Origin of the sequence: Streptomyces sp. XD-27, assembly GCF_030553055.1 — a bacterium.
Classification (GTDB): domain Bacteria; phylum Actinomycetota; class Actinomycetes; order Streptomycetales; family Streptomycetaceae; genus Streptomyces.
Window position 1 is genome coordinate 2,747,132 of record NZ_CP130713.1, and the last position, 11,335, is coordinate 2,758,466.

Here is an 11,335-nt window from a genome sequence, read left to right on the forward strand (position 1 = left end):
ATCAGTCGAGTTCTCGGCGAGAGGCTATGGTCGGGCTAACCGCCCCGACAACCCCTGACTGCCCCCTACCAACCCCTGAGGTAGTTCCAGGGCGGTAAGGGGCAGCCGAAATACCATGCACCGTCAGGGAAGTGCAGGAAATCCTGTCATGGAATTCCTGTCAAGCCCTTCCGAGTCCCTTGTTGATAAACGCGAAAAGCTCTTCGTCGCTGGCCGACTGAAGCGGGTCGGGGTCTTCTCCGGCGGGGGTCGGCGACGGCAGCGGTCCGTCGTCCGCATACTCGGCGTACGAGGCGTACGAGGCGCACTCGGCGTCGTCCGCGTCGCCCGCCTCGTTCCACTTCGCCAGCAGGGACTGGAGCCGCATGGTGATCCGGGCCCGGGCGACGCCGTCCGGGTCGCTCGCCGCCAGCGCGGCCTCCAACCGGTCGAGTTCCTCGAGGACCGGGGCGCCGGTGGCCGCCGCGTCGGGCACGACCTCGGCCCGCAGATACGCGGCCACCGCCGCCGGCGTCGGATGGTCGAAGATCAACGTGGGCGGCAGCCTCAGCCCGCTGGCGGCGCCCAGCCGGTTGCGGAGCTCCACCGCCGTGAGCGAGTCGAATCCCAGCTCCTTGAAGGCGCGGCCCGCCTCGATCGCCTCGGCGCCGGAGTGCCCCAGCACCGCCGCGACCGCCCCGCGCACCAGATCCAGCAGCACCCGTTCCCGCTCGGTGTCCGGCAGGCCCGCGAGCTGCTGGGCGAGCGCCACGCCGCCCGCCGCCTCCTCGGCCGCGGCCGCCCGCGCCTCCGCGACCACCTGGCGGGCCTCGGGCAGCCCGTCCAGCAGCGGGCGCGGCCGGTCGGCCGTGTAGGCGAGGGTGAACCGCCGCCAGTCCATGTCGATGACGGTCAGCGCCGTCTCGTCCCGGTCCAGCGCGTGCTGGAGCGCGGTGAGGGCCGACTCGGGCGCCATCTCGTTGATGCCGTGGCGGCGCATACGGTCCCCCACTGCCCCGTTCACGGTGCTGCCGTCGCCCCACGGGCCCCAGGCGAGGGTGGTGGCGGGCAGCCCGTCGGCGCGCCGCTGCTCGGCGAGGGCGTGCAGGAAGGCGCTGCCGGGCGCCTGGTTGCCCTGTCCCGGCGCGCCGAAGACCGCCGAGAAGTGCGAGAACAGCACGAACGCGGACAGGTCCAGGTCCCGGGTGAGCTCGTGCAGGTGGCGGGTGGCGTCGGCCTTCACCCGCAGCACCCGGTCCACCTGCTCCGGTGTCAGCCCCTCGATCACCCCGTCCTCGACCACCGCTGCGGCGTGCACCACGGCCGTCAGCGGATGCTCGGCGGGGATGCCGGCCAGCAGCCCGGCCACCGCGTCCCGGTCACCCAGGTCGCACGCGGCCACGGTGACCTGCGCGCCCAGCCCGGACAGTTCGGCGGCGAGTTCGGCCGCGCCGGGGGCGTCCGGGCCGCGGCGGCTGGTCAGCAGCAGACGCTGCGCGCCGTTGCGGGCGAGCCAGCGGGCGACGTGCGCGCCGAGCGTGCCCGTACCGCCGGTGACCAGTACGGTGCCGTCCGGCTGCCAGGACCGCACGGCGGGGGTCTCGGCCAGCGGGGCGCGCACCAGCCGCGGACCGTACACACCGGCGTCGCGGATCGCGATCTGGTCGCCGTCGGCGTCGCCGCCGTCGCCACCGTCCGAGGCGAGGACCCCGGCCAGCCGGTCGAGGGCCCGCTCGTCCAGCATCCCGGGCAGGTCCACCAGTCCGCCCCAGCGCTCCAGGTGCTCCAGCGCGGCCACCCGGCCCAGCCCCCACACCAGCGCCTGGACGGGCGAGTCCAGCCGGTCCGACCGGCCGGTGGAGACGGCGCCCTGGGTCACGCACCACAGCGGCGCGTCGACCTCGGCGTCGCCCAGCGCCTGAATCAGCGCGAGCTGGGCGGCGACGCCGGAGGGTACGGAGGAGTGCACCGGGTGCGGCCGCTCGTCCAGCGCGAGCAGGGACAGCACGCCGCCGATGACGGGCTCGTCGGCGCCGGTTTCCGCCAGCTCAGCACGGAGTCGGCCGGTCAGCGCCGTACGGTCCGGCGCCTCGGTGTCCACGACGATCTGCCGTACGGTGGCGCCGCGTTCGGCAAGCGCATCCGCCACAGCAGTCGCCTGCTCTCCCCAGCGCGGCCGCTGGGAGGTGCCCCCGCGGCGCCGGGGACCACGACCAGCCAGGTGCCGGACAGCTGGGCGGTGGGCTCGTCGGGCAGCGGCTGCCACGTCAGGCGGTAGCGCCAGCCGTCGACGGTGGACTGCTCGCGGGCCTGCTTGCGCCACGAGGACAGCGCGGGCAGCACGGCGCTGAACGGCTGGTCGGCGTCGACCGCCAGCTCCTCCGCCAGCGCCTGCCAGTCCTCGCGCTCCACGGCCGCCCAGAAGCGGGCGTCGACGGGGTCCGTACCGTTGGGCCCGGCAGCACGCGCGGGAGCGGCCTCGGGCCAGAAGCGCTGGTGCTGGAAGGCGTACGTGGGCAGGTCGACGCGGTCGGCGTCGTCGCCGTACACGGCCCGCCAGTCCACGGCCACGCCGCGCGTCCACGCCTCGCCGAGCGACAGCCAGAAGCGCTCCAGACCGCCCTCGTCACGGCGCAGCGAACCGAACGCCGCCACCTCACGCCCCGCGTCCTCGGCCGTCTCCTGCACGCCCATCGTCAGCACCGGATGCGCACTGGACTCGACGAAGACCCCGAAGCCCTCGTCCAGCAACCGCCGGACAGCCGATTCCAGTTCGACCGTGCGCCGCAGGTTGGTGAACCAGTACTCCGCGTCCAGCTCCGGGCCCGTCACCCACTCCCCCATAACGGTCGACAGGAACGGCACCTCGGCCGCCCGCGGCCGTACGGGCGCGAGGAGGCCCAGCAGTTCGTCGCGGAGCAGCTCCACCTGGGCGGAATGGGAGGCGTAGTCCACGGGAACGCGGCGGGCCCGCACCTCATCCGCCTCGCACGAGGCCAACAGCTCATCGAGGGCCTGCGGCTCGCCGGAGACGACCACCGACGACGGGCCGTTGACGGCCGCCACCGAGATCCGCTCCTCGCCCCAGGCGGCGATCCGCTCCCGCACCTCGGCCACCGGCAGCGCGACCGACACCATCCCGCCCCTGCCCGCCAGCACCCGACCAATCACCTGACTCCGCAACGCCACCACCCGCGCCGCATCCTCAAGCGACAGCACCCCCGCCACACACGCCGCGGCGATCTCACCCTGCGAGTGGCCCACCACGGCCGACGGCGCCACACCCACCGAACGCCACAACTCAGCCAGCGACACCATCACCGCGAACAACACCGGCTGGACCACGTCCACCCGATCCAACGACGGCGCACCCTCGACGCCCCGCAGCACATCCACCAACGACCAGTCGCAGAACTCCGCGAGCGCGGCGGCGCACTCATCGATCCGGGCGGCGAACACCGGCGAGGCATCCAGCAGCCCCACCGCCATCCCCACCCACTGCGACCCCTGCCCCGGGAACACGAACACCGTCTGACCGGCGGCGGCCGAGCCCTGCACCACACCCGCCGCCATGGCGCCATCAGCGAGCGCCTGGAGGCCGCCCAGCAGCGCGTCCCGGCCCTCGCCGACGACCACCGCGCGGCGCTCCAGGGCGGACCGGGTGACGGCGAGGGAGTAGCCCACGTCCACCGGGTCGGCCGGGCGTGCCCCGGCGTCGGCCGCCCGCAGCCGGTCCAGCAGCTTCGCGGCCTGGGCGCGCAGCGCCGCCTCGCTCTTGCCGGAGAGCACCCACGGCAGCGCGCCCGGCTGCTGCCGCTCCGACTCGTCGGTGTCAGCGGCAGGCTCCTCCGCCGGGGCGTGCTCCGCCGGTGCCTGCTCGATGATGGCGTGCGCGTTCGTACCGCTGAACCCGAAGGAGGACACGCCCGCGCGGCGCGGGCGGCCCGCCTCCGGCCAGGCCGTGGTGTCCCGTACGAGGGCGACGGAGCCTGCGGCCCAGTCGATGTGCGGGGACGGTTCGGCGATGTGCAGGGACGGCGGAAGGACGCCGTGCCGCATGGCAAGCACCATCTTCATCACGCCCGCGATGCCCGCGGCGCCCTGGGTGTGGCCGATGTTGGACTTCACCGAGCCGAGCAGCAGCGGCCGGTCCGCCGGGCGGTCCTGGCCGTACGTGGCCAGCAGCGCCTGCGCCTCGATCGGGTCGCCCAGCGCGGTGCCGGTGCCGTGCGCCTCGACGACGTCCACGTCCGCGGGGGAGAGCCGGGCGTTGGCGAGAGCGCCGCGGATGACGCGCTGCTGGGAGGGGCCGTTCGGGGCGGTCAGGCCGTTGCTGGCGCCGTCCTGGTTGATGGCGCTGCCCCGGACGACGGCGAGGACCTGGTGGCCGTGTCGACGCGCGTCCGACAGCCGTTCCAGCAGCAGGACGCCGATGCCCTCTGCGGGGCCGAACCCGTCGGCGTCCGACGAGAACGCCTTGCAGCGGCCGTCCTCGGACAGCCCGCGCTGGCGGCTGAACTCGATGAACAGGCCGGGTGTCGACATCACGTGGACGCCGCCGGCAAGCGCCAGCGAGCACTCGCCGAGCCGCAGCGCCTGGACGGCCAGGTGGAGGGCGACCAGCGACGCCGAGCAGGCGGTGTCGACGGTGACCGCCGGGCCTTCGAGGCCGAAGGCGTACGACACGCGGCCGGACAGCACGCTGGCGGCGTTGCCGGTGCTCAGGTGCCCGCCGAAGTCCTCCTCGGCGTCCAGCGCCACCGACAGGTAGTCGGAGGCGTTGATGCCCGCGAAGACGCCGGTGCGGCTGCCGCGCAGCGTGTGCGGGTCGATGCCCGCCCGCTCGAACGCCTCCCACGACGTCTCCAGCAGCAGCCGCTGCTGCGGGTCCATCGCCATCGCCTCGCGCGGCGAGATCCCGAAGAACGCCGGATCGAACTCGGTGGCGTCGCTGAGGAATCCGCCCCGGCGGGTGTAGGTGGTGTTCGGGGTGTCGGGGTCCGCGTCGAACAGGTTCCCCAGGTCCCATCCCCGGTCGGCCGGGAATTCCGTCAGGGCGTCGCCACCGGCGGCGAGCAGCCGCCACAGCTCCTCGGGGGTGCGGATACCGCCGGGGAAGCGGCAGCTCATCGCCACGATGGCGATCGGCTCGCGCGCCTGGTCCTCGATTTCCTCCAGGCGGCGGTAAGCCTCGTCGAGATCTGTGGTGACCTTCTTCAGATATTCGCGGAGCTTTGCTTCGTTCGCCATGGGCGTTTTCCTATCGGAATGTTCGTGGTTCGTCGGGGTGGTCGTCGGCCGGAGATGGGCTAGCCCTTGCCGAACCTCTTGTCGATGAAGTCGAAGAGTTCGTCGTCGCTGGCTTCTTCGAGCGCGGGTCCGTCCGCGCCGTCCGACCCGTGCCTGGCCTCGTTCCACCTCGTCAGCAGCGACTGCAGGCGTACGGCGATCCGGGCGTGGGCCGCGTCGTCCTCCGCCATCGCCGCGAGGTGTTCGGGCGCCAGCACGGACAGGGTGTTCTCCAGCCGCTCCAGCTCCTCCAGTACGGAGCTCCCGGTGTCCGCCGTCTCCGGCGCCACCTCCAGCCGCAGGTGCCGCGCGAGCGCCGCGGGCGTCGGGTAGTCGTAGACGAGGGTGGCGGAGAGCCGCAGGCCGGTGGACGCGCCCAGCCGGTTCCGCAGTTCGACGGCGGTGAGGGAGTCGAAGCCCAGCTCCTTGAACGCCTGCTCGGCGCCCACCTGGTCCTTCGACGCGTAGCCGAGGACGGCCGCCACCTGCCGGCGCACCAGGTCCAGGACGGTCCGCTCCCGCTCGGCCTCCGGCAGCCGTGCCAGCCGCTGGGCGAGCGTCTCGGCGCCGGTCCCGGCCTCGGTTCCGGTCCCGGTGCCGACGGTCCGGCCGCGCTCGGCGGCCCGGCGGACGGGGGTCCGTACGAGGCCGCGGAAGAGCGGCAGCAGGTCGCCGGCCGCGGCGGCGGAGCGCAGCGTCGGCAGGTTCAGCCGTACGGGTACGAACACGGCCTCGCCGGTCCCGGCAGCGGTGCCGCCGGTACCGGGCAGCGCCGCGCCGGACAGCGCCGGATCGGGCATCGCCTGGCCGGACAGCGCCGCGTCGAACAGGGCCAGGCCCTCCGCTGCGGACAGCGGCAGCACGCCGCCGCGGGCCACCCGGTCCAGGTCGGCCTCGCCGAGCCGGCCCGCCATGCCCCGTTCCTCGGCCCACATGCCCCAGACCAGGGAGGTGGCGGGCAGCCCGTGGGCGCGGCGGTGCCGGGCGAGGGCGTCGAGGAAGACGTTGGCCGCCGAGTAGCCGCCCTGTCCGGGACTGCCCAGGGTGCCCGCCGCCGCCGAGAAGAGCACGAAGGCGCTCAGGTCGAGGTCGCGGGTCAACTCGTGCAGGGCGAGCGCCGCGTCGACCTTCGGCCGCAGCACGCGGTCCACCCGCTCCGGGGTCAGCAGGTCGATGACTCCGTCGTCCAGGACGCCCGCGGTGTGCACCACGGCCGTCAGCGGACGCGTCGCCGGTACGCCGTCCAGCAGCGCGGCGAGCGCCGCGCGGTCGGCGGCGTCACACGCGGCCGCGGTGACCTGGGCGCCCAGGTCGCGCAGCTCGGCGGTCAGTTCGGCCATGCCGTCGGCGGCGGGGCCACGCCTGCTGACGAGCAGCAGATGGCGGGCACCGTACGCGGTGACCAGGTGCCGGGCGAACAGCCTGCCCAGGCCACCGGCGGCTCCGGTGATCAGGACGGTGCCCTCGGGGTCGATCGGGGCCCGGGCGGACCCGGCCAGGGCGGTGTCGGCCAGCGCCTTGCCGCCCGTCGCCGGGGCCGTGCCATGCGGAGCCAGGGCCGTGCCGTCCGGGACCGTGACCCGCGCCAGGCGCGGGACGTACACCTCGCCGTCTCGCAGGGCCAGTTCGGGTTCTCCGGTCGCCAGGGCGGCCGGGAGGTACGGAACGGACGCCTCGCCGTCGATGTCGAGGAGCAGGAACTGCCCGGGGTTCTCGGCCTGCGCCGAGCGGAGCAGGCCCCACAGCGGCGCGTGCACCAGGTCGGCGACCTCGGCGTCCCCGGCCGCGGCGGCCGCGCCGCGGGTGACGAGGACGAGCCGGGCGCCGCCCGTGTGGCCACGGCCGCCGTCGAGCCAGTTCTGGAGGATGCCCAGGAGGCGGTGCGTGGCGCGGTGCACGCGCTCGGCGAGGTCGCCGCCCGTGTCGCCGTCCTCGGGAAGGAACGGCACCAGTACGGTCCGCCGCGCCGCGCGGCCCGCGCCTGTCACCTCGGAGTCGGCCCCGGCCTCTGCCTCGGTCAGCGACGCGAGGTCGTCGTACGCCTCGGCGCGGTACCCGGCCGCCTCCAGCGCGACGCTCAGCTTGAGTTCTCCGCCGCCGATGACGGCGAAGCCGTCCTCGGCGTCCGGCCCGTTCGCGGGCACCGGCAGCCGCGTCCACTCGACGCGGTACAGCGACTCGTGGCGCTGGGCGTCCGGGGCGGAGAACCGTGCGAGGTCGAGCGGCTGGGTGACGAGGGAGTCGACCGACGCGACGAGCGCGCCCGTCTCGTCGGCGACGGTCACGGACACGGCACCACCGTGCACACCGGCCGCCGGGCCACCGTCCGCACCGTCCGCCGGGCTATGGTCCGCACCGTCCGCACCCGCCGCCGGTACCGGCGCCGTCGCCGGTGCCAGCCGTACGCGCACAGCGTCGGCGCCGACCGCGTGCAGCACCACCCCGTGCCACGCCAGCGGCACCCGGCCGGGCTCCGCTCCGTCGGCCAGGGCCAGCGGCTGCAACGCGGCGTCCAGCAGTGCCGGGTGCAGCGCGTAGCGCGCGGCGTCCGGCTGCCGCTCCTCGGGCAGCCGCACCTCGGCGTAGATCTCGTCACCGAGGGACCAGGCGCGCCGCACGCCCTGGAAGGCGGGGCCGTACAGCAGTCCGGCCCCCGCCATGCGGTCGTGGAGTTCCTCGACCGCGACGGGCTCGGCACCGGCGGGCGGCCACACCGACAGGTCGGGCAGCCCGGCGGGCGCGATGGCGGGACCGGCGGCCAGGACGCCGACGGCGTGCCGGGTCCACGGCTGGTCCGGCGTCCCGCCGCCGTCTCCGGCGTCCCGCGCGGTCCGTTCAGCTGGTCCGGTCGGTCCCGTCCGTTCGGCTGGTCCGGTCGGTCCGGTCCTTTCGGCCGGTCCGGTCCGTTCAGTCCGTTCGGCCGGTCCAGTAGATCCGGTCCGTTCGGGACGGGAGTGCACGGTCAGGGCACGGCGGCCCGACTCCTCCGGCTCTCCGACCGAGACCCGCAGCTGGACCCCGCCGCGCTCCGGCAGGACCAGCGGCTCTTCGAGCGTCAGCGACTCAAGCACGCCGCAACCGGCCTGGTCACCGGCGCGGACCGCCAGCTCCACGAAGGCGGTCGCGGGCAGCGGCACCACCTCGGCCACCGCGTGGTCCGCCAACCAGCCGTGCGACTGGAGCGCGAGGCGGCCGGTGAAGAGCAGCCCGTCGGAGTCCGGCAGGTCCACCGCCGCACCGAGCAGCGGGTGACCGGCGGCGCCGAGACCCATCGACGCGACCTCGTCCAGGTGCAGCTGGGCGTCGACCCAGTACCGCCGGTGCTGGAAGGCGTACGTCGGCAGGGCCACGCGCCGCGCTCCGGTCCGAGCGAAGAACGCGGCCCAGTCCGGGGCATGCCCGCGGACGTGCAGCCGGGCGACGGCGGCGGTCAGGGTCTCGGCCTCCGGCCTGCCCTTGCGCAGCGCGGCCGTGCACTCCGCCGCGCCGGGCTCGTTCAGGCAGTCCTGGGCGGCGGCGGTGAGGACGCCGTCGGGGCCGAGTTCGAGGTAGGTGGTGACGCCGTGGGCTTCGAGGGTCCGTACGCCGTCGAGGAAGCGGACGGCCTCCCGAACGTGCCGCACCCAGAAGTCGGCATGCGTGACCTCTTCGGCGGAGACCAGATCGCCGGTGAGGTGGGAGACGATCGGGATGCGCGGGGCCTCGTACGACAGACCCTCCGCGACCTCCCGGAACGCCTCCAGCATCGGGTCCATGTGCGGCGAGTGGAACGCGTGGCTGACGGCGAGCCGCTTCGTCTTACGACCATCGGCCTCGAAGCGCGCCGCAATCGCCAGCGCCACGTCTTCGTCACCGGCGATGACGACCGACGTCGGGCCGTTGAGGGCGGCGATGCTCACCCGCTCGGTCAGCAGCGGCAGCACCTCGTCCTCCGACGCCTGGAGCGCGATCATCGCGCCACCGACGGGCAGCTCCTGCATCAGACGCCCGCGAGCCGCGACCAACGTGCAGGCGTCTTCCAGCGACAGCACCCCGGCGACATGCGCGGCGGCCAACTCACCGATCGAGTGCCCGGACACGAAGTCCGGCGTCAGACCCCAGGCCTCCACCAGACGGAACAGCGCCACCTCGACCGCGAACAACGCGGGCTGCGTGTACACCGTCTGATCCAGCAGCCCGGCGTCGTCCCCGAACAACACGTCGCGCAGCGGCCGTTCGAGGTGGGCATCCAGGTGGCGGCAGACCTCGTCCAGCGCGTCGGCGAACGCCGGATCCGCCTCGTACAGCTCACGACCCATGCCGGGCCGTTGGCTGCCCTGCCCGGTGAACAGAAACGCCAGCTTGCCGTTCGTCACCGAGCCCGCGACCAGGCCCGGCGCTTCCGACTCGCCGCGCGCCAGCGCCTCCAGGCCGCGCAGGAGCCCCGCCCGGTCACCCGCCGCGACGACGGCCCGGTGGTCCAGGGGCGTACGGGTCGTCGCCAGCGAGTACGCCACGTCCATGGCACTCAGAGTGGCGCCGGTGCCATTGCCGGCGCCGGTGTCATTGCCAGAGCCGGTGCCGGTGCCGGTGCCGACGTGGGCCAGGAGCCGCTCGGCCTGGCCGCGCAGAGCGGCCTCGGTCTTGCCCGAGAGCACCCACGGCACGGCGGGCAGCTCCGCCGCCGGAACCGGGTCCAGCGGCGGCTCTCCGAGGTCCGGGGCCGGGGCCTGCTCCAGCACGGTGTGGGCGTTGGTGCCGCTGATGCCGAAGGCCGACACGGCGGCCCGGCGCGGACGACCGGTCTCCGGCCACTCCCGCGCCTCCGTCAGCAGCGCGATCTCCCCCGCCGACCAATCCACATGCGGCGACGGCTCATCCACGTGCAGCGTCCGCGGCAGCACACCGTGCTCCAACGCCAACACCATCTTCATCACACCCGCGACACCAGCCGCGGCCTGCGTGTGCCCGATGTTCGACTTGATGGAACCGAGCAGTAGCGGCCGATCCGCCGAGCGGTCCTGGCCGTAGGTCGCCAGCAGCGCCTGCGCCTCGATCGGGTCACCCAACGTCGTACCCGTACCGTGCGCCTCCACCGCGTCCACATCCGCGGCCGACAGCCCGGCGCCCGCCAGCGCCTGCCGGATGACGCGCTGCTGCGCCGGGCCGTTGGGCGCGGTCAGACCGTTGCTCGCACCGTCCTGGTTGATCGCGGAGCCGCGCACGAGAGCGAGCACCGGGTGGCCGTTGCGCCGGGCATCGGACAGCCGCTCGACGAGCAGCATGCCCACACCCTCACCCCAGCCCGTGCCATCCGCACCCGCCGCGAACGCCTTGACCCGGCCGTCGGCCGCCAGCCCGCGCTGACGGCTGAAGTCGACGAACGAGCCCGGGGTGGACATGACGGTCACACCGCCGGCCAGGGCCAGCGAGCACTCACCGTTGCGCAGCGCCTGGACGGCCATGTGCAGGGTGACCAGCGAGGAGGAGCAGGCGGTGTCGACCGTGACGGCCGGGCCTTCGAGACCCAGCGCGTACGAGACGCGGCCCGACATCACGCTGGCCGCGTTGCCGACGCCCATGAACCCGTCGCCACCGTCCTGCGAGTGGAGGACCAGGGACATGTAGTCCTGGCCGTTGGTGCCCGCGAAGACGCCGACGCGGCGACCGCGCAGGGTGGCCGGGTCGATGCCCGCCCGCTCGATGGCCTCCCACGACGTCTCCAGGAGCAGCCGCTGCTGCGGATCCATGGCGAGCGCCTCACGCGGCGAGATCCCGAAGAAGGCGGCGTCGAAGTCGGCGGCGTCGTGCAGGAAGCCGCCCTCGCGGACGTACGTGGTGTTCTCGCCCTCGGACTCCGGGTCGTACAGCGCCTCGGTGTCCCAGCCTCGGTCGGCGGGGAAGCCGGTCACCGCGTCCTGCCCGGACGCCAGCAGCCGCCACAGTTCCTCGGGGTACGGACCCCGCCCGGGAACCGGCAGCTCATCGCCACGATCGCGATCGGGTCGTCCGCCACGGCGGGGGCCACGGCCGGGGCAGCGACAGCTCCTTCCTGTTCCTCCGCGTCCTGCTCTGTCTCGCCCAGGAG

Annotated in this window: 3 protein-coding genes; all 3 read right to left on the reverse strand. The window is 74.3% G+C overall.

Features of this window, described 5'->3' with window-relative positions:
* Positions 1-160: 160 nt before the first annotated feature.
* The 3 genes from Q3Y56_RS11740 to Q3Y56_RS11750 are packed head-to-tail and all read right to left on the reverse strand — an operon-like array spanning position 161 to position 11,159.
* On the reverse strand, positions 161-2,128 hold the full coding sequence (locus Q3Y56_RS11740) for a beta-ketoacyl reductase (RefSeq protein WP_304461896.1): 1,968 nt from the start codon (positions 2,126-2,128) through the stop codon (positions 161-163).
* On the reverse strand, positions 2,047-5,229 hold the full coding sequence (locus Q3Y56_RS11745; protein ID WP_304461897.1) for a type I polyketide synthase: 3,183 nt from the start codon (positions 5,227-5,229) through the stop codon (positions 2,047-2,049). The genes Q3Y56_RS11740 and Q3Y56_RS11745 overlap by 82 nt, the downstream gene beginning before the upstream one ends.
* 59 nt (positions 5,230-5,288) lie before the next feature.
* Positions 5,289-11,159, reverse strand: a complete 5,871-nt coding sequence (locus Q3Y56_RS11750) for a type I polyketide synthase (protein ID WP_304461898.1) — start codon at positions 11,157-11,159, stop codon at positions 5,289-5,291.
* Between the last annotated feature and the right edge of the window lie 176 nt (positions 11,160-11,335).